The 23,324-nt window shown below is 66.0% G+C and carries 24 protein-coding genes and 6 tRNA genes; 9 read left to right on the top strand and 21 right to left on the bottom strand.

Going from position 1 to position 23,324, the window contains the following annotated elements; genetic code table 11:
• The 7 genes from secF to HYG77_RS30225 all read right to left on the bottom strand — a co-directional run bounded on the left by secF (position 1) and on the right by HYG77_RS30225 (position 6,670).
• On the bottom strand, positions 1 to 1,236 hold the full coding sequence (gene secF / locus HYG77_RS30255) for a protein translocase subunit SecF (RefSeq protein WP_208961431.1): 1,236 nt from the start codon (positions 1,234 to 1,236) through the stop codon (positions 1 to 3).
• A complete protein-coding gene (gene secD, locus HYG77_RS30250) occupies positions 1,233 to 2,909 on the bottom strand; it encodes a protein translocase subunit SecD (RefSeq protein ID WP_208961430.1) in 1,677 nt (558 codons plus the stop codon). Before secD ends, secF begins: the two co-directional genes overlap by 4 nt.
• 132 nt (positions 2,910 to 3,041) lie before the next feature.
• Positions 3,042 to 3,386 carry a preprotein translocase subunit YajC gene (gene yajC, locus HYG77_RS30245; RefSeq protein ID WP_109330558.1) on the bottom strand — a complete coding sequence of 115 codons (345 nt, stop codon included), beginning with the start codon at positions 3,384 to 3,386 and terminating at the stop codon, positions 3,042 to 3,044.
• Positions 3,387 to 3,523: 137 nt separating this feature from the next.
• On the bottom strand, positions 3,524 to 4,621 hold the full coding sequence (gene ruvB, locus HYG77_RS30240) for a Holliday junction branch migration DNA helicase RuvB (protein ID WP_208961429.1): 1,098 nt from the start codon (positions 4,619 to 4,621) through the stop codon (positions 3,524 to 3,526).
• Complete coding sequence (gene ruvA / locus HYG77_RS30235; protein WP_208961428.1) at positions 4,618 to 5,217, bottom strand: Holliday junction branch migration protein RuvA; 600 nt, start codon at positions 5,215 to 5,217, stop codon at positions 4,618 to 4,620. Before ruvA ends, ruvB begins: the two co-directional genes overlap by 4 nt.
• Positions 5,214 to 5,783, bottom strand: a complete 570-nt coding sequence (gene ruvC, locus HYG77_RS30230) for a crossover junction endodeoxyribonuclease RuvC (protein ID WP_109330564.1) — start codon at positions 5,781 to 5,783, stop codon at positions 5,214 to 5,216. The genes ruvA and ruvC overlap by 4 nt, the downstream gene beginning before the upstream one ends.
• Positions 5,784 to 5,917: 134 nt before the next feature.
• Complete coding sequence (locus HYG77_RS30225) at positions 5,918 to 6,670, bottom strand: YebC/PmpR family DNA-binding transcriptional regulator (RefSeq protein ID WP_208961427.1); 753 nt, start codon at positions 6,668 to 6,670, stop codon at positions 5,918 to 5,920.
• A gap of 143 nt (positions 6,671 to 6,813) precedes the next feature.
• Between HYG77_RS30225 and HYG77_RS30220 the strand changes: the two genes are divergently transcribed.
• Positions 6,814 to 7,170 carry a GntR family transcriptional regulator gene (locus tag HYG77_RS30220; protein ID WP_159926459.1) on the top strand — a complete coding sequence of 119 codons (357 nt, stop codon included), beginning with the start codon at positions 6,814 to 6,816 and terminating at the stop codon, positions 7,168 to 7,170.
• Positions 7,167 to 8,093, top strand: coding sequence for a hypothetical protein (locus HYG77_RS30215; protein ID WP_208961426.1), 927 nt, complete (start codon positions 7,167 to 7,169; stop codon positions 8,091 to 8,093). The genes HYG77_RS30220 and HYG77_RS30215 overlap by 4 nt, the downstream gene beginning before the upstream one ends.
• On the opposite strand, the gene pdxT is transcribed toward HYG77_RS30215, so the two are convergent.
• Both pdxT and HYG77_RS30205 read right to left on the bottom strand, forming a co-directional pair.
• Entirely contained in the window at positions 8,090 to 8,698 is a 609-nt protein-coding gene (gene pdxT, locus HYG77_RS30210; RefSeq protein WP_208961425.1) for a pyridoxal 5'-phosphate synthase glutaminase subunit PdxT, read from the bottom strand. The two genes, HYG77_RS30215 and pdxT, sit on opposite strands and share 4 nt — an antisense overlap.
• The gene (locus HYG77_RS30205; RefSeq protein ID WP_208961424.1) at positions 8,695 to 9,549 is read right to left on the bottom strand and encodes an acyl-CoA thioesterase II; all 855 of its coding nucleotides are present in this window, start codon (positions 9,547 to 9,549) and stop codon (positions 8,695 to 8,697) included. Before HYG77_RS30205 ends, pdxT begins: the two co-directional genes overlap by 4 nt.
• 55 nt (positions 9,550 to 9,604) lie before the next feature.
• Between HYG77_RS30205 and HYG77_RS30200 the strand changes: the two genes are divergently transcribed.
• Positions 9,605 to 10,228 (top strand): hypothetical protein, encoded by a 624-nt coding sequence (locus HYG77_RS30200; RefSeq protein ID WP_208963572.1) that lies wholly within the window; start codon positions 9,605 to 9,607, stop codon positions 10,226 to 10,228.
• 12 nt (positions 10,229 to 10,240) lie between these two features.
• Here HYG77_RS30200 and HYG77_RS30195 read toward each other — a convergent pair whose 3' ends face one another.
• A complete protein-coding gene (locus HYG77_RS30195) occupies positions 10,241 to 11,062 on the bottom strand; it encodes an acyl-CoA thioesterase II (RefSeq protein WP_208961423.1) in 822 nt (273 codons plus the stop codon).
• Between the two features lie 210 nt (positions 11,063 to 11,272).
• Between HYG77_RS30195 and HYG77_RS30190 the strand changes: the two genes are divergently transcribed.
• Entirely contained in the window at positions 11,273 to 12,076 is an 804-nt protein-coding gene (locus tag HYG77_RS30190) for a UbiA family prenyltransferase (RefSeq protein WP_208961422.1), read from the top strand.
• A 60-nt stretch (positions 12,077 to 12,136) separates the two neighbouring features.
• Here HYG77_RS30190 and pdxS read toward each other — a convergent pair whose 3' ends face one another.
• The 10 genes from pdxS to HYG77_RS30140 all read right to left on the bottom strand — a co-directional run bounded on the left by pdxS (position 12,137) and on the right by HYG77_RS30140 (position 21,787).
• Positions 12,137 to 13,039 (bottom strand): pyridoxal 5'-phosphate synthase lyase subunit PdxS, encoded by a 903-nt coding sequence (gene pdxS / locus HYG77_RS30185; protein ID WP_005565691.1) that lies wholly within the window; start codon positions 13,037 to 13,039, stop codon positions 12,137 to 12,139.
• A gap of 151 nt (positions 13,040 to 13,190) precedes the next feature.
• The gene (locus HYG77_RS30180) at positions 13,191 to 14,213 is read right to left on the bottom strand and encodes an NUDIX domain-containing protein (protein ID WP_208961421.1); all 1,023 of its coding nucleotides are present in this window, start codon (positions 14,211 to 14,213) and stop codon (positions 13,191 to 13,193) included.
• Positions 14,210 to 15,337 carry a glycosyltransferase family 4 protein gene (locus HYG77_RS30175; protein ID WP_208961420.1) on the bottom strand — a complete coding sequence of 376 codons (1,128 nt, stop codon included), beginning with the start codon at positions 15,335 to 15,337 and terminating at the stop codon, positions 14,210 to 14,212. Before HYG77_RS30175 ends, HYG77_RS30180 begins: the two co-directional genes overlap by 4 nt.
• Positions 15,334 to 16,239, bottom strand: a complete 906-nt coding sequence (locus HYG77_RS30170; RefSeq protein ID WP_208961419.1) for a phosphatidylinositol mannoside acyltransferase — start codon at positions 16,237 to 16,239, stop codon at positions 15,334 to 15,336. The genes HYG77_RS30175 and HYG77_RS30170 overlap by 4 nt, the downstream gene beginning before the upstream one ends.
• Positions 16,236 to 16,901: a phosphatidylinositol phosphate synthase gene (pgsA, locus tag HYG77_RS30165; protein ID WP_208963571.1), complete on the bottom strand. Its 666-nt coding sequence runs from the start codon at positions 16,899 to 16,901 to the stop codon at positions 16,236 to 16,238. Before pgsA ends, HYG77_RS30170 begins: the two co-directional genes overlap by 4 nt.
• 79 nt (positions 16,902 to 16,980) lie before the next feature.
• Positions 16,981 to 17,556, bottom strand: a complete 576-nt coding sequence (locus tag HYG77_RS30160; protein ID WP_109330588.1) for an HIT domain-containing protein — start codon at positions 17,554 to 17,556, stop codon at positions 16,981 to 16,983.
• Between the two features lie 5 nt (positions 17,557 to 17,561).
• A complete protein-coding gene (thrS, locus tag HYG77_RS30155) occupies positions 17,562 to 19,619 on the bottom strand; it encodes a threonine--tRNA ligase (protein WP_208961418.1) in 2,058 nt (685 codons plus the stop codon).
• Positions 19,620 to 19,713: 94 nt separating this feature from the next.
• A complete protein-coding gene (locus HYG77_RS30150) occupies positions 19,714 to 20,124 on the bottom strand; it encodes a TIGR02611 family protein (protein ID WP_208963570.1) in 411 nt (136 codons plus the stop codon).
• Between the two features lie 226 nt (positions 20,125 to 20,350).
• Complete coding sequence (locus HYG77_RS30145) at positions 20,351 to 21,553, bottom strand: RtcB family protein (protein WP_208961417.1); 1,203 nt, start codon at positions 21,551 to 21,553, stop codon at positions 20,351 to 20,353.
• A gap of 162 nt (positions 21,554 to 21,715) precedes the next feature.
• A tRNA-Val gene (locus tag HYG77_RS30140) sits at positions 21,716 to 21,787 on the bottom strand.
• A 231-nt stretch (positions 21,788 to 22,018) separates the two neighbouring features.
• Between HYG77_RS30140 and HYG77_RS30135 the strand changes: the two genes are divergently transcribed.
• From HYG77_RS30135 to HYG77_RS30115, 5 genes are all read left to right on the top strand, one after another.
• Positions 22,019 to 22,091 (top strand) — tRNA-Gly (locus HYG77_RS30135).
• Positions 22,092 to 22,115: 24 nt separating this feature from the next.
• A tRNA-Cys gene (locus HYG77_RS30130) sits at positions 22,116 to 22,186 on the top strand.
• Between the two features lies 1 nt (position 22,187).
• Positions 22,188 to 22,259 (top strand) — tRNA-Val (locus tag HYG77_RS30125).
• 71 nt (positions 22,260 to 22,330) lie between these two features.
• Positions 22,331 to 22,406, top strand: a tRNA-Gly gene (locus tag HYG77_RS30120).
• A gap of 15 nt (positions 22,407 to 22,421) precedes the next feature.
• A tRNA-Val gene (locus HYG77_RS30115) sits at positions 22,422 to 22,496 on the top strand.
• Between the two features lie 75 nt (positions 22,497 to 22,571).
• On the opposite strand, the gene HYG77_RS30110 is transcribed toward HYG77_RS30115, so the two are convergent.
• A complete protein-coding gene (locus tag HYG77_RS30110; RefSeq protein ID WP_208961416.1) occupies positions 22,572 to 23,060 on the bottom strand; it encodes a 2-isopropylmalate synthase in 489 nt (162 codons plus the stop codon).
• Positions 23,061 to 23,324 lie beyond the last annotated feature (264 nt).

The raw sequence follows: 23,324 nt of genomic DNA, 5'->3' as shown, positions 1-23,324 counted from the left end.
TCAGTGCCTCTTCTTGTGGCGCTTCCCGGTGGGACGCGTTCCGGGCCGGGGCGCACCGCCGGCGGCACGCCGCGGTGCGGCCCCCGCCGTGGCCCCGGCGCTCACTCCGGTCACGGACGTTGCGGCGGCCGTCTTCACCGACCCGCCCTCCGCGAGCGCTGCTCGGCGAGCGAGCACCTTACGTGTGTGTGCAGCCACGGGACCCCACCGCTCCTTGAGTGACACCAGCAACGGCGTCGCGAAGAAGATCGACGAATACGCACCGACGACGATGCCGACGAGCTGAACCAACGCTAGATCCTTGAGGGTGCCCACACCAAGCATCCACACCGCGATCACCATCAGCGCAAGGACCGGCAGGACGCTGATCAGCGTGGTATTGAACGACCGCATCAGCGTCTGGTTGACCGCCAGGTTCGCTTGCTCCGCGTACGTGCGGCGGGTCAGGTGCAGGATGCCGCGGGTGTTCTCCTCGACCTTGTCGAACACGACCACCGTGTCGTAGAGCGAGAAACCGAGGATCGTGAGCAGGCCGATCACCGTCGCGGGCGTGACCTCGAAGCCGACCAGTGAATACACGCCCGCGGTCACGGCGATATCGAAGAACAGTGCGACGATTGCCGCGATCGCCATGTCCCGCTCGAAACGGACGGCGATGTACACGCTGACGAGGACGAGGAACACGAGCAGCGCGATCAGCGCCTTCTGGGTGATCTGACCGCCCCACGTCTCGCTGACATCCGCGACGCTGATGGTGTTCTTACTCACCGCGCCGTTGCTGTCCTTGGGCTGGAACTCCTCGTACAGCGCGTCCTGGAGCGTGATCACCTGGGCCGCGTCGAGCGCCTCGGAGCGAATCTGCACCGTTGCGCTCGATCCCGACCCCACGGTTTGCACGGTGACGGGATCCGTTCCGAGCGCCTCGCTGTACACCTGTTCCACCTGCTCGGTGTCGACTCCGTCGCCCGCGGGAAACTGGATGCGCGACCCTCCCTCGAAGTCGATACCGAGAGTGAACCCCCGGACGAGGATGCTCAGCAGGGAGACGAGCACGATCACACCCGTCAGGATGTAGTAGAAGCGTCGCCGCCCGATGATCTCGAACGCGCCGGTTCCGGTGTAGAGCCGCGAGAGCAGGCTGTGTTTCGGCATGGACGCCTGGTCGACACCCGAGTCGGACAGCGAGGCTTCGGCGTCCGCCGGGGATCCGGCCTGGGACGTGGTCGATTCGCTCATACTCGTGACTCCTTCGCCGACGCTGCGGCAGCCTTACGTTCCTTGGCGATCTGCTGCACGGCTCCCAGCCCGTTGACGCCCGGCCTGGACCAGAACGGCGACTTCGACGCCAGGTGCACCAGCGGCCACGTCACCAGGAAGACGACCACGACATCGAGGATCGTGGTCAGGCCGAGCGTGAACGCGAACCCGCGCACCTGACCGACCGCGAGCACGTAGAGGACCGCGGCGGCGATGAAGCTCACCGCATTTCCCGAGAGAATCGTGCGGCGCGCCCGAGCCCAACCGCGGGGAACCGCCGACCGGAAACTCCGGCCTTCCCTCATCTCGTCCTTGATTCTTTCGAAGAACACCACGAACGAGTCTGCAGTCATACCGATACCGATGATCAGACCGGCGATACCGGCCAGGTCGAGGGTGAAGTTGATGTACCGGCCGAGCAGAACCATGATCGCGTACACCATCACACCCGACAGCACCAGTGACAACGCTGTGAGCACCCCGAGCATGCGGTAGTACAGCAGGCAGTAGAGCAGCACGAGGATCAGACCCACGAGGCCGGCGATCAGACCCGCCTCGAGCGAGGCGAGACCGAGCGTCGCCGACACCGTCTCCGCCTCGGATGCTGCGAACGAGAGGGGCAGCGAGCCGTATTTCAACGTGTTCGCCAGTTCCTTGGCACTGGCCGCCGTGAACGAACCGGTGATCGAGGTGGAGCTGCCGGCGGGTGTGGCGCCCTGGACCACCGGCGCACTGACCACCTTGGAGTCGAGGGTGAAAGCTGCCTGTTTGCCGATGTTCTGCGACGTGAACGCGGCCCAGGTGTTACTGCCCTCCGTCTTGAACGTCAGGCTCACCTCGTGCCGCGACTGCTGGGAGTTGTAGCCGGACGTGGCGTCGGCGATCTCCTGCCCGTCGATAATCGACGGCGCGAGCAAGTACACCGCTTGACCGTCGGTGGAGCACGCCACCAAGGGCAGCGCCGGATCGTCGTTTCCCCGCAGCGGGTCGGGAACCGAGCAATCGAGCGTCGCCATCGCCGCCTGCTGTACTGCGGGGTCCGTACTCTGTCTGCTCGCGCGTGCCGCTGCGATCTCGTCGGCGGCCTCGGCGGTCTCGGACCCGGAGCCGTCGGCCGGGGCGGCCTCGTCGGACGGGGTCGGTTCGGCGGGTGCGGACGGATCCTGGGCCGGGAACGGACGGTTCTGTGGTGCCGGTGCCGGCCCAGGATCCAGTGTCCCGGTGGGCTCGGCCGGGGTTTCGCCGGCGGGAGCCTGCGCGCCGGGGGCAGCCGCCGCCTGCGACGTCTGCACAGGACGCACGTAGAGGCGGGCGGTCTGACCGAGCGAACGCGCCTGAGCACTGTCGTCGCCAGGAACGGTGATCACCAGGTTGTCACCGTCGATGACTACCTCGGAGCCGGAGACTCCCAGCCCGTTCACACGGGTCTCGATGATCTCCTGCGCCTGACGCAGGCTGTCCGGCGTCGGCTTACTGCCATCGGGTGTGCGCGCCGTGAGGGTGACTCGGGTCCCGCCTTGCAGGTCGATGCCCAGCTTGGGTGTCGCGGACTTGTCGCCAGTGAAGAACACCAGGGCATACAGAACCGCTACGAGCACCGCAAAAACGGTGAGGTAGCGGACGGGATGCACCGATCCTGTGGAAGGTGCCACGATCTCTATGTCTCCTCAGTACATGCAGTTCGAGTGGAACGTTCGGTGGGCACCCCGCCGCCCTTGCAGGGCTCGGCCCGGTGCAACGCCCGCCGCGCCTCGGACGCGACGGCTACGCAGCGGATGCGTCGATCAATCCTTGGTCAACCGCGGCGCGGTGTCTCCGCCGTTCTCATGGTCATCGGGCGCAGCGTCAGACGCGGGCTCCCCGGGCTCGATCGGAGAGTCGACGATCTGCTCACGGATGACGAGCCGCGACCAGGTCGTGATCACGCCGGGGGCGATCTCGAGGTCGACCGTGTCGTCGTTCATCGCGACGATCGTCCCGTGCAGCCCCGCAGTGGTCAGGATGCGGTCGCCGACCGAGAGGGATTCCTGGAGAGCTGTGGTCTTGGCCATCTCCTTCTTCTGCCGGCGGATCCCCAGGAACATGGGGACGAGCAGCGCCAGAATGAGCAGCGGGAAGAGAAAGTCCATCGGTAAGTCAACCTCGAGGTATGTCGCACGATCCGTAGCGCACCGGTCCCGGTTGGACCGATGCAGTACACCAGTGTGCCATTACCGTCCCGTACATCGGTTCGGTCGGCATGCGGCGGCGCGTTCCGCCCGGCCGATCAGGGGTCTTCCGGATCGAACAACGAGGCCTGCGGTTCGTTGACCCGCACATCGATTCCACCGGCGACGGCGTCCGGTGGCGGCGTCAGCCCGAGTTGGGTCCAGGCGGCGGCCGTTGCCACTCGACCGCGGGGTGTGCGGGCGATCATGCCCGCCCGGACCAGGAATGGCTCGCAGACCTCTTCGACCGTCGCCGGCTCCTCACCCACCGCGACAGCGAGGGTGGACACGCCGACAGGGCCGCCACCGAAGCTTCGGACGAGGGCACTGAGAACGGAACGGTCGAGACGGTCGAGGCCCAGTTGGTCGACGTCGTAGACGGCGAGTGCCGCGTGGGCGATGTCACGGGTGATGACGCCGTCGGCACGAACCTCGGCATAATCACGCACCCGGCGCAGCAATCTGTTGGCGATGCGCGGTGTGCCGCGGGACCGGCCGGCGATCTCCGCCCCGGCCTCCGCACCGAGCTGCACACCGAGAATCCCTGCGGACCGCATGAGGATTTGCTCCAGTTCAGCGGGTTCATAGAAATCCATGTGCGCCGTGAACCCGAACCGGTCGCGCAGCGGCCCCGTCAGCGCCCCCGAGCGCGTGGTGGCACCGACCAACGTGAAGGGAGCCACTTCCAGGGGAATCGACGTAGCGCCCGGCCCCTTACCCACGACGACGTCGACCCGGAAGTCCTCCATTGCGAGGTACAGCATCTCCTCCGCCGGACGGGCGATGCGATGGATCTCGTCGATGAACAGCACGTCCCCTTCCACGAGGTTGCTGAGCATGGCGGCGAGATCACCGGCCCGCTCGAGCGCCGGTCCGGAGGTCAGCCGCAACGACGACCCGAGTTCGGCGGCGATGATCATCGCCATACTGGTCTTTCCCAGGCCGGGTGGTCCGGACAGCAGGATGTGGTCGGGGGTGCCGCCGCGCATCTTCGCGCCGGTCAGGACGAGTTGGAGTTGTTCCCGCACACGGGGCTGACCTATGAAGTCGTGCAGGTTCTTGGGGCGCAGACTGGCTTCTATGTCGCCGTCGCCGGCAACGAGGTCGGGCGATACCGGTGACTCGTCCTCGAAGTCCGCGTGGGATTCGAGATTCATCGTGTCTTCCCGAGCAGGGACAGGGCCGAGCGTAACGCTGCGGACGTCGTCGATTCAGGTGCTTCCACCAAGACGGAGTCGGTGGCCTGCTCGGCCTGCTTGGCCGGGAATCCGAGGCCGACGAGGGCTTCGACGACCTGATCGCGAATGGAACCGCTCCCGGCGGCGATCGCCACGGCGCCCGACGACGACGCAACCGCGTCCACCTTGTCGCGCAGTTCCACCACCATTCGTTCCGCTCCCCGTTTGCCGATCCCCGGTACCCGGGTCAGCGCGGTCACGTTGCCCTCGGCAAGGGCTGTGCGCAATGCGTCCGGTTCGAGGACAGCCAGCGTGGCCATGGCGAGCCTCGGTCCCACCCCCGACACCGTCTGCAAGAGGCCGAACAGTTCCTTCGACTCAGAATCGGGGAAGCCGTACAGCGTCATCGAGTCTTCACGCACGATCATGGCGGTGATCAAGCGGGCTTCACTTCCGCGGTGCAGCCCACCGAGGGTGGCGGGGGTCGCGTTGACGCGGTATCCCACCCCTGCGGACTCGATCACCGCATGATCGAGCGCGATCTCGAGTACCTCGCCGCGGACGGACGCGATCATCGTGTACCTGCCTTCTTCACCTCGGCCAACCGGGCCTGGTATCGACGTTTCTGTTCGGCCGCGGCCGCCTCGGCCCGGGCCATGCGTTCGATCATCGGCGCTCGCCAACAGTGACAGATGGCGAGTGCCAGGGCATCCGCGGCGTCGGCAGGCTTCGGTGCGGCCGCGAGTCGCAGGATGCGCGTCACCATGGCCGTCACCTGAGCTTTGTCTGCCGATCCGCTGCCCGTGACCGCGGCCTTGACCTCGCTCGGAGTATGGAAGCAGACCGGGATCCCGCGGCGGGCGGCCGCCAGCGCGACCACACCACCGGCCTGCGCCGTGCCCATAGCAGTGCGCACGTTGTGCTGGGAAAACACCCGCTCGATGGCGACGACCTCGGGCCGGTGGAGGTCGATCCACGACTCGGCCGCCTCGGAGATCCGCAGCAGCCGGGCAGACAACTCGAGATCCGCGGGGGTACGCACCACGTCGACAGCCACCGGGATGACCGTCCGTCCTCCTGCGCCGTCGACCACACCGAATCCGCACCGGGTCAGACCGGGATCCACACCCAGCACACGCACGCCTTGCCACCTCTCCCACGCCGAACAGCTGTTCGATAGCTTAGCCGGGGGGTCGGACGGTGATGCGCACCAACACGCAGGACGAGTCGGGGCGGGCGAGCACCGCTCCCCCACCCCTCACCGGTTGCCGGCGGTCAGTCCTCCAGCTCGGCGAGGACCTCGTCGGACAGGTCGACATTGGTGTAGACGTTCTGCACGTCGTCGGACTCCTCGAGAGCGTCGACGAGCTTGAAGACTTTGCGTGCCCCGTCTGCGTCGACCGGAACCTCGACGGACGCACGGAAGTCGGCCTCCGCGGAGTCGTAGTCGATTCCTGCCTCCTGCAGCGCGGTGCGCACGGCGATGAGGTCGGTGGGCTCACTGACGATTTCGAACGTGTCACCGAGATCGGTGACCTCTTCGGCGCCCGCGTCGAGGACGGCCATCAACACGTCATCTTCGGACTGATCACCCTTCTCCAGGGTGACGACGCCCTTGCGGGTGAACAGGTAGGACACCGATCCCGGGTCTGCCATGTTGCCGCCGTTACGGGTCATCGCGGTACGCACCTCACCCGCGGCGCGGTTGCGGTTGTCGGTGAGACACTCGATGAGGACGGCGACGCCATTGGGTCCGTAGCCCTCGTACATGATGGTCTGCCAGTCGGCACCGCCCGCTTCTTCACCGGCACCGCGCTTGCGTGCGCGCTCGATGTTGTCGTTGGGCACCGAGGTCTTCTTGGCCTTCTGGATGGCGTCGTACAAGGTGGGGTTTCCCGCAGGATCGCCACCGCCGGTACGGGCCGCCACCTCGATGTTCTTGATCAGCTTCGCGAAGGCTTTGCCACGCTTGGCATCGATCACGGCCTTCTTGTGCTTGGTGGTGGCCCATTTGGAGTGGCCGCTCATGCGATTCAAGCCCCTTTCCTGCTGCCTGTGACACGCCGAATGCGCGGTTTCAGCTCTGACGATGTTACCCGCCCCCCTGTTGTTGCTGCGCGTTCCGGTACACCGACTCGCTTTTATCGCCATTGTTTGCATAGAATGCAAACATGTTGATGCGAGTCGACCACGGGTCGAGCACTCCACTGGGCGAGCAGATCGCCGCCAATGTGCGCGGAGCGTTCATGAGGGGAGAGATAGCGGCCGGCGATCGCCTGCCGTCGGCCCGTGCGCTGGCCGAGTCCATCGACGTCAATTTGCACACGGTCCTGCGGGCGTACGCCGTGCTGCGCGACGAAGGACTGATCGACCTGCGGCGCGGACGGGGAGCAGTGATCCGCGCAGACACGAATTCCGCCCACGCCGGGCTCACGGAAGCCGCCCGAGCATTCGTGGCCGAAGCGCGACGCCTCGGCCTGGACACAGACCAGATGATCGACATGATCAAGGAGATTTCGAAGAAATGACCACCACTCGCATACGCCTCGGCGCCGGTGCTGCCGCCACCGTGCTCCCGCTACTCGCCCTCGTCGTCGCGCGGATCGACTGGGGCGCTGAAGTGCCTCCCGTGATCCCGCAGCACTGGTCCGGGACGCAGCCGGACCGATTCGGGAACACCACGACGTACTTCTGGATCGCGCTGGCCGTGTGTTGCGTGGCTGCAGTGGTCGCCGGACTGGTGGTGGCCCGCGACAGAAGTGACGCCGCGCTGTGGCTCCCGATCACCGCACTCACCACCTGGACGGTGTCCTCGGCCTGGATCCTCGGCGTCGCCCTCACCGTGCGCGCCGGATCCCCTGCCGCCGCCACGATGGGCGCATGGATCGTCATACCGCTACTCGGGCTGGCTTGGGGCGCGGCGGTATTCGCGATTGCACCCAAGGCCACCCGGGCGCGGCTCAGCGGGCCCACCCCGACCCTGTCCCGACCTCTGGCGCCCAGCGAACGGGCCTCGTGGACGGCATACGCCCGCGGCCCCTGGGCCGCTGCGCTCACCCTCGTCATGACGGCCGCCGCAATCGGATCCCTGCTGATGGGCGTCTGGTGGCTCGCCCCGCTCTTCCTGATCCTGGCCGTCGCGAGCGGCGTGTTCGCCTCTGTCGGAGTGCACGTCGATCGAGTGGGTCTCACGCTGTCGTCGTGGAATGTGCGGTGGCGGCGAATTCCCCTCGACAGCATCGAATCGGCCCAGGTGGCCACCATCCGGCCCGCCGAGTGGGGTGGATGGGGTTACCGTTTCAGCCCCCGAGGCACCGCAGTCGTGGTGCGGGGCGGCGAGGGAATTCTGCTCACCTGCCGGGACGGCAGACAGTTCGCAGTCACGGTCCCTGCGGCGAAGCAGGGTGCCGCCCTGCTCAATTCGCTGCTGGAAGTGCGGGCAGCGAGTTAAGCCTCACGGACGAGGTCCACGAACAACTCGTGTACCCGCCGATCGCCGGTCACCTCGGGATGGAAGGAGGTTGCCACCACGCGGCCCTGCCGGACGGCGACGATGCGTCCGGCAGCGGCGCCGCCCGACTCGGGGACACGAGCGAGCACCTCGACGGCGTCCCCGACCCGCTCAACCCAGGGGGCGCGGATGAAGACGGCGCGTACCGGATCGCCGATGATGCCCTCGAAGTCGAGGTCGGACTCGAACGAATCGACCTGCCGCCCGAAGGCGTTGCGGCGAACCGTCATATCGATCGCGCCGAGATGCTGCGCATCCGGCCGGGTGTCGAGGATCTCGCTCGCGAGGAGGATCATTCCAGCACAGGAACCGTAGGCGGGCAGGCCGTCCCGTAGTCGCGCCTTCAGCGGCTCGAGCAGCTCGAAGATCTCCAGCAACTTGCTCATGGTGGTCGACTCGCCGCCCGGAATGACGAGACCGTCGACCTTGTCGAGCTCTTCCGGACGACGAATACCCACGGCGTCGGCGCCTGCGTCCTGCAGTGCGGCAAGGTGTTCACGCACATCGCCCTGGAGAGCGAGAACACCGACGAGGGGACGGGTCATGCCATATTTCCTGTCTCGATATCGCGCTTGTCCTGGTCGCGCTGGATGCGGGTCAAACCCTCCTGGACTACCGCGGCCACCATCGCGCCGTTCTGATCGAACATGCGGCCCTGGGTGAGAGCCCGACCGAACCCAGCAGAAGGTGAAGTCTGGTCGTAGAGCAGCCACTCGTCGGCGCGGAACGGGCGCATGAACCACATGGCGTGGTCGAGTGACGCAGTCTGGGTCACCACGCCGGGATGCGGCACCTTCGACGCTCCGAGCAACGTGATGTCACTGAGGTACGCGAGGGTACAGATGTGAAGCACCTGGTCGTCCGGAAGCTTGTTGCGGTATCGCATCCAGACACGTTGCTGGGCGGCGATACCAGGAATCGGCTTGACGGCATCGGACGGAACGATGCGGACGTCCCATTCCTTCCACTCCTGATACAACTCGCTGTTCGCGAACTCCTCGACAGTCTGCGCGTCGACGAGTTCCTCCGGATCCGGCACGGACGGCATCGTGTCCTGATGTTCGATTCCGGCGTCCTCTGCGTGGAAGGAGGCGGACATGGTGAAGATCGCCTTGCCGTCCTGGATACCGGTGACGCGGCGAGTGCAGAAGGACCGGCCGTCACGAATGCGGTCGACGAGATACACGGTCGGCTCGGTGGGGTTACCCGGCCGCAGAAAGTACCCGTGGAGCGAGTGAACCCGAAACCGCTCGTCGACGGTGCGGACCGCCGACACCAGCGACTGACCGGCCACCTGACCACCGAAGGTCCGCTTCAGCACCGAAGGATGCACCGCGCCGCGAAAGATGTCCTTCTCCAGCGCTTCCAGTTCGAGGATGTCTTCAATGCTCGCCATGTGCCCTCCTACGGTGCCCGTCAAGGTTATCTGCCCTGTTCGCGCTCGAGGCACGATGGGTGTCATGACGATGTTCACACCGACGAGCCCGGAAGGACTCGTCACACTCGTCACGACACGCTGCTTGGACGTCGACGGCACGGTTCTCGTCGCGATCGACGCACCCGACGGCGCTCGCCCGGAGCTGCTGGCGAACGCAGTCTGCGTAGCCCTGCGCGAGCGCGGACGCCCCTGTGACGTGGTCTCGCTCCACGACTATGTTCGACCGGCTTCCCTGCGCTTCGAGCACGGACGCGACGACGAGCTGAGTTACCGCACGCTGTGGTTCGACTACGAGGCGCTCGACCGGGAGGTCCTGCGGTCGGCACGCACCGACGGCGTCTGGTTGCCGCGCCTGTGGGACGAAACGGCCGATCGCTCGGCGCGGTGTGCGCGTGTTCCCACCGCGGCGCGGCAGGTACTCCTCGTCACCGGTCCGATGCTCCTCGGGCGCGGACTCGACTTCGACGTCACCGTGGCCCTTCACCTGAGCGATGGAGCGTTGCGCAGGCACACACCTGCAGATGCGCTCTGGACCGTGCCCGCGCTCATCCGGCATGCAGCCGGCGTCCTCGATCCACCGGACCTGCTGGTGCGATACGACCATCCACCGAAGCCGGCCGTGCAGACGCTTCGATGACGGGGCAGTGAGTCACTCTGCGCGCAGGAACCGGGTCAACCCTTCCTGGACCACCGCGGCCACCAGGTTCCCGGCCCGATCGAAAATTCGACCCTGTGCCACTGCACGGCCGAAACCTGCGGACGGTGACGTCTGGTCGTACAACAACCACTCGTCCGCGCGGAAGGGCCGCAGGAACCACAGCGCGTGATCGAGAGAAGCACCGTTGATGTGCACGTCCTTGTGGGGTGTCATGGCCGAACCGATCAGCGTCATGTCGCTCATGTACGCCAGCGCACACACGTGGAAAACCGGGTCGTCGGGCAACGTCTTCCGCGAACGGAACCACACCTGCTGCTGCGCGGCCGCTCCGCGTCGGCGGTCGACCTCACCGTCACCGACCATCCTGATGTCCCAGTCGGACCATTCGCGGGCAAGCCGGGCGATCTCCGGGTCGTCCGAATCGCGAGCAAGAGGCAGGTTGTCCGGCGGCGGCACCACGGGCATGGCGTCGTGGTGCTCGATGCCGCTCTCGGAGACCTGGAAGGACGCGGACATCGTGAAGATCGCTTGACCGTCCTGAACCGCACTCACCCGCCTGGTCACGAACGATCGCCCGTCTCGAATCCTGTCGACGAGATACACGATCGGCATGGTCGTGTTGCCCGGCCGCAGGAAGTAACCGTGCAGCGAGTGCACCGCGAACTGGGGGTCAACCGTACGCACCGCCGCCACCAGCGCCTGCCCGGCCACCTGCCCGCCGAAGGTACGGGAAAGCGTGGTCTCGGTGGCGATGCCGCGGAAGATGTTCTTCTCGAGACGTTCCACCTCGAGAATTTCTTCGATCGTCGCCATCTAGTTTCCCTTCCCGATGTTGTTCCGCTGACACTCTCACATCCCGAGCAGAGGCCAACGCAGGAAGGTACTACCGCCGCTCACCGGCCAGCGCAGCGAAGAGATGGGCATCGTGCGCCGAGAACACCCGGACCCGCGCAGACGTCACGCTAGACGATGCCGGATTCGGCAATCCTGCCGTCGCACGCACCGTCGTGGCAGCGTTGGGCCATGCCCCTCTCCACTGCCGTGTCGCTCGTGCGCACCGCGCACCCCGGCCCGGCCGCCGCGGTCACCGTGCTCACTCTGGTGATTGCGGTCGGTATGGATGCGAATCCGGGCACCGTGATGGTCCTCGGAACCGCAGTTCTCAGTGGTCAGCTCGTCGTCGGATGGACCAACGACCTGCTCGATCGCACCCGCGACCAGGTGGCCGGCCGTACGGACAAACCTCTCGCCACCGGACGCATATCCCGGACCGCTGTCCGCCGGGCCGTCGGCATGGCGTCCGCGACATGCGTGGTCGCGTCCTTGCTCTGCGGCCTGGCGGCGGGGCTTCTTCACCTGGCGCTCGTCGGTGCTGCCCTGGCATACAACGCGGGACTCAAATCGACGGTGTGGTCCTGGCTCCCGTACGCACTGGCGTTCGGAGGGTTACCTGTCGTCGTGTCACTGGCGTCCGACCCGGCGCAGATTCCGCCTCTGTGGATGGTGGTGGCCGGCGCACTGTTCGGGATCGCGGCGCACCTACTCAATGTCATGCCCGACCTCGCCGCGGACGCAGCCACCGGCGTGCGGGGACTGCCACATCGCCTGGGCGCCCGCACCATTCGGATCATCGCGGCACTGATCCTGGTGGCCGCCTCGGCCACCGTCTTTCTCGGAACCGGTAACTCAGCCTCGGTGTGGCACCGGGTATTGCTGGGCGCCGTTCTCATTCTTGCCGCGTTGACCGTCCGGGCGCCGAACAGAATACCGTTCTACGCAGCGATCGCCGTCGCCGGCGCCAACGGCGTGATGCTCCTTCTCGAGTGATCCGGGCCGACGACCCAGAAAAGTCGTCGGCCCGGATCAGTCACCGGTCGAGCCTGCAAATCACCAGCCGCGTTCGGCGAGGCGGTGCGGAACCGGGATGTCGTCGACGTTGATCCCGACCATCGCCTCACCCAGCCCACGCGAGACCTTCGCAAGCACGTCCGGGTCGTCGAAGAACGTGGTGGCCTTCACGATCGCCGCGGCCCGCTCCGCCGGATTACCCGACTTGAAGATCCCCGACCCGACGAACACACCCTCCGCGCCGAGCTGCATCATCATCGCCGCATCCGCCGGGGTCGCGATGCCACCGGCAGTGAACATGGTGACCGGCAACTTCCCGGCCTTCGCCACCTCGACCACCAGGTCATACGGCGCCTGCAGCTCCTTCGCCGCCACATACAGCTCGTCCTCGCTCAGCGACGTCAACCGGCGAATCTCCCCACCGATGGTCCGCATATGCGTGGTGGCATTCGACACGTCCCCGGTACCGGCCTCACCCTTCGACCGAATCATCGCCGCACCCTCTGTAATCCGCCGCAACGCCTCACCCAGATTGGTCGCACCACACACGAACGGGACGGTGAACTTCCACTTGTCGATGTGATTCGCATAGTCGGCCGGCGTCAGGACCTCGGACTCGTCGACATAATCGACCCCCAGGGACTGCAGGATCTGCGCCTCGACGAAGTGCCCGATCCGGGCCTTGGCCATCACCGGGATCGAGACCGCGGAGATGATGCCGTCGATCATGTCCGGATCACTCATCCGCGACACCCCACCCTGCGCGCGGATGTCCGCGGGCACCCGCTCGAGCGCCATCACCGCGACCGCGCCGGCGTCCTCGGCGATCTTCGCCTGATCGGGGGTGACGACGTCCATGATGACCCCACCCTTGAGCATCTCGGCCATGCCCCGCTTGACGCGCGCAGTGCCGGTGGTGGGGGTGGTGTCGGGGGTGCTCACAGCGAACTCCTGGGTAGTGGCGGGGTGGAACTTCGATGGCGGCATGCGTGAGCGACGACGTTCACGCTGCTTTGTTCGATTCTAGGACGACGGCCCGCGATGCTCTGTAGCCAGTCTCGGATTGCTGGCCTCGTCGAGTCCGCTCCGCGACTTACGTGATGGCGCGCACTTCGGGGTTGTCGGCGGCGGCTGCGACGGCTGCGGCCTCCTCGAGCAGATCGGCAAGATCGCGGGGATAGACGGCTTCACCGGCAGCCGTCAGTTCCCGGACGCAGTCGGCAGTACACCACCGGTGGCCGGTGATGGTGCGCTCCTCGAGTTCGGTGAACCCGCCGTGGTGAGGTTCGAAACCCTCCGTCTGCAGGGCGAAGAACAGTTCCTCGGAACGAATCAGATCACCGCCCCAAGAGAAGATCGCCACCCGGCGCCACATCGGGCCGCGCAGCGACTCCGCGGAAGCGGTGTACCCGGTCTCCTCGGCGATTTCCCGGACCGCCGCAGCACGCAGGTTCTCCCCCTTTTCGACGGCGCCACCGATCGTGAACCAGTAGTAGGTGTCGGGAATCTCCGGATCATGGCCCCTCAGCAACAGCACACGGCCCCGCTCGTCGAGCAGCACCACCCGCGCGGACGTGCGGACGGAGTCGAGCGACAAACCGTCGGTGACCGCCGCAGCCGACGCGCGTTCCGTGATCTCGAAATAGGTCGGTAGCGGTGCGGTGCCGCCCAGGTGCAACCATCGAACGGGTCTGCGGGCACGTAATGCCAGGGTGTCCCGCACGGCGTCGTTGTGGAAGCGGCGCGCGATCAGGACCCTCGCCTCCGCGTCCGCGAGTTCCGCGACGAGCTGAGGTCTGAGATCTTCGGGATCGAGCAGCGAGAGCGCGCTGGACAACGCGTTCTCCGCGCTTTCGCGGTCGGTGCGCTCCGACCGCTCGGCGCGGGCGGCCAGGGCAGTGAGCCTCCTTGCCTCGGGTGGGTCCATCGCCGCAGCCGCAGCGCGCACGACCACCGCCCGACGGGCCAGCGCGGAGTCGAGGGCCTGCCAGGACAGATCGGAACGCACGTGCAAACGGTCGAGGCGGTTGGCCGTTCCGTAGGCCCACAACCCGATCGCCAGAACGACCACTGCCACGAGGGCCAGAACGAAGATGGTCAGCGCGGAGAAGGTCACGATCCGACCTCGTGGACGCCGTCGCGCCCGACGGTTACCGTCTCGTACACCCGCAGAATCTGTTCGGCCACCACCGGCCAGTCGTATTCGGTGACGACCGTCCTCCCGACCTCGGTCAGTGCGGCACTGCGCGCCGGGTCGCCGAGCACGGAATCGATACCCTCGGCGAGCGCCGCGGAATCACCCACCGGCACGAGCACACCCGCCTGCCCGTCGCGGAGGACGCGGCGGAACGCGTCGAGTTCACTTGCCACCACCGCGGCGCCGGCCGCCATCGCTTCCACCAGCACGATCCCGAAACTCTCCCCGCCCAGATTCGGGGCGCAGTACACGTCGGCACTGCGCAGAGCCGACGCCTTCTCGGCGTCGCCGACCTGGCCGAGGAGGCACAGGTGCCGGAACAGCGGGCCCGCCTCACGACGTAGGCGGTCCTCGTCTCCCCGGCCGACCACCAGCACCTGCAGTTCCGGGTACTTGTCGACCAGCGCGGGAAGCGCGCGCAACAGGACAGACATGCCCTTGCGCGGCTCGTCGTATCGCCCGAGGAACACGATCGTCCGGCCCGGGCGGGGGTAGCCCGGCAACGGTTCGGCGTTCGCGAAGGCCCCCACGTCGACACCGTTGGGGATCTCGACGGCGTCCGACCCGAGCGATTCCACCTGCCATCGGCGCGCCAGTTCCGACACCGCGATCCGTCCGCTGATCCTCTCGAGGTAGGGCTGGAGGACTCCCTGAAAGGTGCTGAGCACCAATGATTTCGTCGTCGACGTGTGAAAGGTCGCCACGATCGGCCCCTCGGCCACCCGCATGGCGAGCATCGACAGGCTCGGCGCATTGGGTTCATGGATGTGCAGGACATCGAAGTCGTTGTCGGAAATCCAGCGCCGCACCCGCGCGCTCGCGGCAGGTCCGAAACTCAACCGGGCTACCGATCCGTTGTACGGAATGGCCAGCGCCCGGCCGGCCGACACGACGAAGTCGGGCAATTCGGTGTCGTCCGAAGCGGGGGCCAGGACGCTGACCTTGTGCCCGCGTTCGATCAACACCTCGGCGAGATCCACGACGTGGGCTTGTACCCCGCCCGGAACATCGAACGAGTACGGACAGACCATGCCGATCTTCACGGGCTCTCCATACGCGTGAGTCTCGCCTGCGACAGGTCGGACAGCCAGAGCGGCTGCAGCATGTGCCAGTCCTCCGGGTGTTGTGCGATGTTCGCCTCGAACCGTTCCGCCAGCGCCTGGGTGGCCGCCGCCACCCCGACTGACGTATCGATCGGGGGATCGATCCGGAAACCCCACCCGTCCCCTGTGAACCAGCAGTGCACGGGCAGGAGCGGAGCACCGGTGTCGATCGCCAGCTTCGCCGGACCTGCGGGCATCCGCGTCGGTTCCCCGAAGAATGTGACGGGAACGCCCTTCTTCGCGAGATCGCGTTCACCGAGGAGGCACACGATTCCGTTGGCGCGCAGGCGCGCCGACAGTTCGACGAACGGGGGATGCTCTCCCCCGCTGAGCGGGAAGATTTCGAATCCCAGCCCTTCGCGGTAGTCGACGAAACGTTGATACAGCGACTCCGGCTTCAACCGCTCGGCCACGGTGGACAGCCCGCCCCAGTGCTGCACGCACCACACCCCGGCCATGTCCCAGTTACCGCTGTGCGGCAGTGCGAGTACCGCTCCGCGGCCAGCGGCTTTCGCGGCGTCCAGATGCTCCTGTCCTTCGATGAGGGCGTCGAGAGCCGCCCCGGTCTTCTCCAAATCCATGGCCGGCAGCCGGAACGCCTCCCGCCAGTACCGCGCATAGGACCGCAGCGACGCACGTACCAGCGACTCCGGAACCTCCGCCGGAGTCACTCGCAGCACGCGAGAAAGGTTGCGGCGCAGCTGCTCGGGACCGCCGCCTTTGCGTGCGGCGAAGTCGGCACTCGTGTCGAACAGGGTGACAGCGACTCGCTCGGGCAGGGCACGGACCAGCCGCCAGCCGGCCGCGTAGCCGAGGTCGGCGACCCGTTCACCGAGGCTCACTGCGCCGTCGCCTGTCCGTCTTCGGGCGTCGTGCCGGGTGCCGGCAGCGGGAGGACGTCCCGTGCGCCGGCCGACCCCCGCACCGCCAGAACCCGCTGGAACACCGTGAGCACGCTGCCCGCAGCGAGGAGCCACATGGCGAAGTGGATCGCCCACGGCACGCCGAGCCCGGTGACACCGGCCCCGATGAGGACGATGACCAATCGATCGGGCCGTTCGATGAGTCCGCCGTCCGCGGACAACCCGCTCGCCTCGGCGCGGGCCTTGGCGTAGGAGATCACCTGCGAGGTGACCAGGCACACCAGAGTCGCGATCACGAGCGGCTTGCTCGCCTCGTGGTACACGGCCCACCAGGCGAGACCGGCGAAAATCGCACCGTCCGCCACTCGGTCACAGGTGGCGTCGAGGACGGCGCCGAATCGAGTTCCCCCACCACGGGCCCGGGCCATCGCGCCGTCCAGCATGTCGAACAGGACGAACACGGTGATGACAACCGCACCCCAGAACAGATGTCCGCTGGGAAACAGCAAGACCGCCCCAGCCACGGTCGCGACGGTCCCTATCACTGTGACCGAATCGGGGGTCAGCCCGGTCTTGACCAGAGCCCTCCCCAACGGCGCGGTCACCTTGGACACCGGTGCCCGTCCGAAAAAGCTCAGCACCTGCCCACCCCGTTCATCACGTCCTGCCACCGACCCTGCACGGAGGAGTGTGCGACCCCCGCGTCATTCATCTATCGAGTCATTCATTCCAAGCCTTCGCCAGCAGACCGCGGGTCTCGCGCAACAACTGTGGCATGACCTTGACGCCGGCGAGGACCGTGATGAAGTTGGCGTCCCCACCCCACCGGGGGACCACATGCTGATGGAGATGTTCAGCGAGGGAGCCGCCGGCGGCGGCCCCCAGGTTCAGACCCACATTGAAACCGTCCGGCCGTGACACCCGCTTGATGACGCGCAGCGCCTGCTGAGTGAAGGACATCAGCTCGGCGCTTTCTTCCTCCGTGAGGTCCTCGAGCGCGGCGACCTTGCGGTAGGGCACGACCATCAGGTGACCAGGGTTGTACGGATACAGGTTGAGCACCGCGTAGACGTGCTCGCCGCGCGCGACGATCAGCCCGTCCTCGTCGTTCATCTTCGGGATGTCGGTGAACGGTTCGTTCGGAGTGTCCGGAGACTTCGGCGCCTCGGCGATGTATGACATGCGGTGCGGCGACCAGATCCGTTGAAGATGGTCCGGCTGACCTGGACCACGGTCGACGAGACTACCGGGACTGTCTCGCATCCCGTCGGCGGTCACATCATCCCCTCCTGCCATGTGTGTCACCCTCTCCCACCGGGTTGGAGCAGCTCCGCGGTCGGGGACGCGTTCTCACGGCGCTCGACCCATTCGGTGACGATCCGAACGGCATCGTCGACCGCCACACCGTTCACCTGAGTGCCGTCGCGGAAGCGGAAGCTCACGGCACCCGCCTCGACGTCGCGGGCACCCGCGAGGAGCATGAACGGCACCTTCTGCGCGGTGTTGTTGAAGATCTTCTTCTGCATCCGGTCGTCGCTCGCGTCGACCTCCGCGCGGATCCCCGCCGCCTTCAACTGCTTCACCACGTCGAAAAGATGATCGGCGAACGCCTCGGCGACCGGGATGCCCACCACCTGAACGGGTGCAAGCCAGGCCGGGAACGCACCTGCGTAGTGCTCGGTCAGCACACCGAAGAATCGCTCGATGGACCCGAACAACGCGCGGTGAATCATCACCGGCCGCTTCTTCGTGCCGTCGTTCGCCGTGTACTCGAGGTCGAAGCGCTCGGGCAGGTTGAAGTCGAGTTGGATGGTCGACATCTGCCAGGTTCGGCCCAGGGCGTCCTGCACCTGCACCGAAATCTTCGGACCGTAGAAGGCGGCACCCCCGGGGTCGGGCACGAGGTTCAGCCCCGACGCCTCGGCGACCTCGGCCAGTGTCTGCGTGGCCTCTTCCCACACCGCGTCGTCACCGACGAACTTGTCCGGGTTCTTGGTGGACAGTTCCAGGTAGAAGTCGTCGAGCCCGTAGTCCTCGAGGAGCCCGAGAACGAACTGCAGGGTGGTGGCCAATTCGTCGCGCATCTGCTCGCGGGTGCAGTAGATGTGCGCGTCGTCCTGTGTCATGCCGCGCACGCGGGTCAACCCGTGTACGACACCCGACTTCTCGTACCGGTACACGGAGCCGAACTCGAAGAGCCGCAACGGCAATTCCCGGTACGACCGTCCGCGGGACCGGAAGATCAGATTGTGCATCGGGCAGTTCATCGGCTTGAGGTAGTAGTCCTGCCCCGGCTTGCGCACGGTGCCGTCCTCGTTCAATTCCTCGTCGATGTGCATGGCGGGGAACATGCCGTCCCGGTACCAGTCGAGGTGACCCGACACCTCGTAGAGGTGCCCCTTCGTGATGTGCGGGGTGTTGACGAACTCGTAGCCCTCGTCGACGTGCCGCTTGCGCGAGTAATCCTCCATCTCGGTGCGGATGATGCCGCCCTTGGGGTGGAACACGGGCAGGCCCGAGCCGAGCTCGTCGGGGAAACTGAAGAGATCGAGTTCGGCGCCCAACTTCCGGTGATCGCGCCGTTCTGCTTCGGCGAGAAGCTCGAGGTGCTGTTCCTGGGCCTCGGCCGACTCCCAGGCGGTGCCGTAGATCCGCTGGAGATCGGCGTTGTCCTGATTACCTCGCCAGTAGGCGGCGGAACTGCGGGTGAGCTTGAACGCGGGAATGTGCTTGGTGGTGGGGATGTGCGGGCCACGGCAGAGATCGCCCCAGATCTTCTCCCCCGTGCGCGGATCCACATTGTCGTAGATCGTCAGCTCGTTGCCGCCGACTTCCATGACCTCCGGGTCGTCGATGCCCGACTTGTCGTCGATCAGTTCGAGCTTGAACGGTTCCTTCGCCAACTCCGCGCGAGCCTCGTCGAGAGAGTCGACGACACGACGAGAAAACCGCTGAGAGCCCTTGATGATCTTCTTCATCCGCTTCTCGAGGTTCGCCAGATCCTCCGGAGTGAAGGGACGATCGACCGAGAAGTCGTAGTAGAAGCCGTCCTTGATGGGCGGACCGATGCCGAGCTTGGCCTCGGGGAACTCCTGCTGCACGGCTTGCGCGAGGACGTGCGCCGCGGAGTGGCGGATGACGCTGCGCCCGTCCTCGGTATTCGCGGCCACCGGCTCGACGGCGGTGTCTACATCCGGCACCCACGACAGGTCCTTCAGCTGACCCTCGGCGTCACGGACCACGACGACGACGTCCGGACCCTTGCTCGGGTAGCCGGCTTCCCGAACCGCGGTTCCGGCCGTAGTCCCTGCAGGCACCCGGACAGGGGCGGCGGGGGCGACGGATGCGGGCGTGGTCACAGCGATGTTCTCCTAGGTGAGGTATGCGGTGCAGACATGAAGAATGTGCCAGCCCATGCTATCGGCCCAGCTGTGCTACCCAATCATGCGTCCGCTAGAGGGGGCTCTCCAGCCACGGGTAGTCGAGGCCGACCCACGTCCCGACCAGACCGAACGTTCCCAGTAACCACAGGGTGGCCAGCACGATCAGACCCGTCAGCACCGCGCCGGCACCCTTGACGAGCAGCGACTGCCGGGAGAACCAGTCCATGAAGGCGTCGTACTTCGTCCGCGCGAAGCGGAGCAGTCGATGGGCCCACTCGAACTCGGACGCCAGGATGCCGAGTCCGGCGAAAACGATCAGCCATCCGGGACCGGGATACGGAATTGCCAGCACGCCGGCGGCCAGCACCAAGGCGCCGATCACGCCGACGGCGATGCGGTAACCGAGGTTCAGACTCGGCTTGGCGGCGATCCGAGCACGCAACCGCTTCCAGCGGCTCTCCGCCTCCTGGAACGGCGACAGGTCGGAATCCTCCGTGTCGACAGGGTCCGGACCCTCGGTGTCGGCCTTGTCTGCACGGTCGGCCTCGTCCGGCCGGACTTCCCCGGTGCTCACGATCTACCTGCCCCTCGTGTGTCGACCCAGTGTGAACGGCAATCCGTGACGAAGCAGGCACGGAGGCGCGAGTGAAACTGCCATCGTCCACCCTACCCAGTGCCCGGGGCACGGTCGCGCCGTCAGGTCCGGTCTAGCCCTTCACACACACGACCTGCCGCAGGTGTGCGACGACCTCGACCAGATCGGCCTGCGCATCGATCACCTGCTCGATGTCCTTGTACGCGGCCGGGATCTCGTCGATTACCCCGGCGTCCTTACGCGACTCGACGCCGGACGTTTGACGCCTCAAGTCGTCGACCGTGAAACGCTTCTTCGCCTTCGTACGGCTCATGGTCCGACCGGCGCCGTGCGAGGCGGAGTTGAAGGACAGTTCCGACCCCAGTCCGCGCACCACGTACGAACCGGTGCCCATGGAACCGGGAATGAGACCGAGATCTCCCTTTCCTGCGCGAATAGCACCCTTGCGGGTCACGAGCATCGTCTCCCCGTCGACGACCTCCTCGGACACATAGTTGTGGTGACACGAGATCGGATCGTCGAAACGGACGGGCCGAGTCGGCAGAGCGTCCCGGAATGCCTGCATGATCAGGGCGAGCATGACGGCGCGGTTGCGGGCCGCGTATTCCTGGGCCCACGACAGGTCGTGGCGGTAGGCGTCCATCTCGGGTGTACCTGCGAGAAAGACCGCCAGATCACGATCGACCAGCCTCTGGTTGTGCTGCAACGTCCGCGCCACGGCGATGTGTCGCTCGGCCAGTTCCTTCCCGATGTTGCGGGATCCTGAGTGAAGCATGAGCCACACCTCGTCTGCGTCGGACAGACACACCTCGATGAAGTGATTCCCGCCGCCGAGCGTTCCGATCTGCTTCATCGCCTTCGATTCACGAGACTGGACGCCCGGGTGCAGATCGCGGAACTGCTGCCAGAATCGCGTCCATCCCTTGTGGACGCCGGCGCCGGACACCGAGAGGGCACCGGTGTCGAGAGAGTTCTCGTGCATGGCGAATCCCACCGGAACCGCACGCTCGATGCGCGCGCGCAGCGACCGCAGACTGTCCGGCAGGTCGTCGGCGGTGACATCGGTCCTGACCGCTGTCATGCCGCAGCCGATGTCGACCCCCACGGCGGCAGGTGCGACAGCCTGACGCATCGCGATGACGGAGCCGACCGTCGCGCCCTTACCGACATGGACGTCGGGCATGACGCGGACACCGTGGACCCACGGCAGGTCTGCCATGGTGCGGAGCTGGGCAAGTGCGGCCGGCTCTATGGACCGTTCCTCCGCCCACATCAAGGTCGGCGCGGCAGTGCCTTCGAGGGTGACGGGAAACATTCGACTTCGATCCTTCGACAGCGGCCACCGCGGGTGCGGTTCGGCCTGCCCTGTCATTGTTCGCCGTTTCCGGGTACCCGGACAACCGAATATCAGCACGTGAGGGCGCACGCAGAAGAGGGCGTCTCCGAATTCCCGGAAACGCCCTCTTCGTGTTCTCGGTGGTCCCGGCTGGGATCGAACCAGCGACCTCCCCGGTGTGAACGGGACGCTCTTCCACTGAGCCACGGGACCGAGGCACGCCACATGCTCGCGCTCGAACGAGTTGGAACATTAACACGACGGACCGGCCGAACGAAAATCACGTCGTGGTGATTCGCGGTCACCCGCACAGACCACCGCTTTCCGCATGCGCCCCGAAGCCCGGCAGCAGTCATGACCTGCAGATTTGTAACTAACAGGCATGGTCGGCTAATGTTCTCAACCGCACCACGGAGAACATTCTCCGCGAGTTACACGGTGCATGCGGACGTGGCGCAGCTGGTAGCGCACAACCTTGCCAAGGTTGGGGTCGCGGGTTCGAATCCCGTCGTCCGCTCGAGAGGTTGGACTCAACCTTCACGGTGGAGTGGCCGAGTGGTGAGGCAACGGCCTGCAAAGCCGTGCACACGGGTTCGATTCCCGTCTCCACCTCGCGCGATTAGCTCAGCGGGAGAGCGCTTCCCTGACACGGAAGAGGTCACTGGTTCAATCCCAGTATCGCGCACCGAGATAGATCGTAGGACTGTAGTACTTGCACGACAGTGAACTCCCCCGGACTCGGGGGTTTTCACGCATGCGGACGTGGCGCAGCTGGTAGCGCACAACCTTGCCAAGGTTGGGGTCGCGGGTTCGAATCCCGTCGTCCGCTCCATTTCTTCTCGATCTCGCGCGATTAGCTCAGCGGGAGAGCGCTTCCCTGACACGGAAGAGGTCACTGGTTCAATCCCAGTATCGCGCACCATCTCTTCGGTTCATCCGAAAAGACGTTCCCAGCGGTTCGGCCCCGGTCATACGACCGGGGCCGAACCGCTGTCTGTCACGCCGAGTGCACCCTATTCGCACCGGAAATCATCGCGCGCAGCGCCGACTCGGTGTCGGATTCACCGATTCCCATCGTCCACAGTCGCACTCCCCCCGCCTCGCACCTCAGGAACGTTGCCGTGCGGTGCCCGATTCGATGCTGGTGGAAGGCGAGGATCTCGATCGAACATCCGGCGTCGTAGAGCATCGACGTCATCGCGGACACCGGGCCCGGCGCGAGTGCGCTCATCGTGCAGATCGATTCTCCGATACCCAAGGTCGCCTCGAAGACCCACAGGCCTGGGGCGGCTTTCTTCTCGGACCATCGACCGAGACGGAACGGGCCGGACATCGGCGCATACAGGCTCTCGAACGCGGTCCAGCTCATCCCGGCTGCCTCGTCCGCGAAATCGCGGGGGAGCGGCTTTCCGTGACGCGTCGCGAAGGGATCGGCGGCGCTGCTCGACGTGCGACAAGTTGCGGCAAACGAAGTGGAGGTGCTCATTCTCGTGGTCTTCCTGAAAGTGAAGGGAGGACCAACGCGTAGCTCAACGACCCGCAGCGAGGGGTCGGTCCGTATCAGACCCCGCTACGGCGGAGAACTACGAGAATGCGCTGCATGGGAAGACACTCTAGGCGAGGATCGTCCCGAAGGACAACCTGCCACCTCATCGAGGAATTCGGCCGCGCATCTTCCCGGTGACGAAATTGTTATCCACGGGCCTGGAACGTGAGGAAATCCTCATGTATCGTCGAACGTGCCATCCAC

Source organism: Rhodococcus sp. ZPP, from assembly GCF_017656075.1.
GTDB classification, from domain to species: Bacteria; Actinomycetota; Actinomycetes; order Mycobacteriales; family Mycobacteriaceae; genus Rhodococcus_F; species Rhodococcus_F oxybenzonivorans.
Note: the sequence above shows the minus strand (reverse complement) of the source record. Positions and strands in the feature narration are given on the sequence as shown.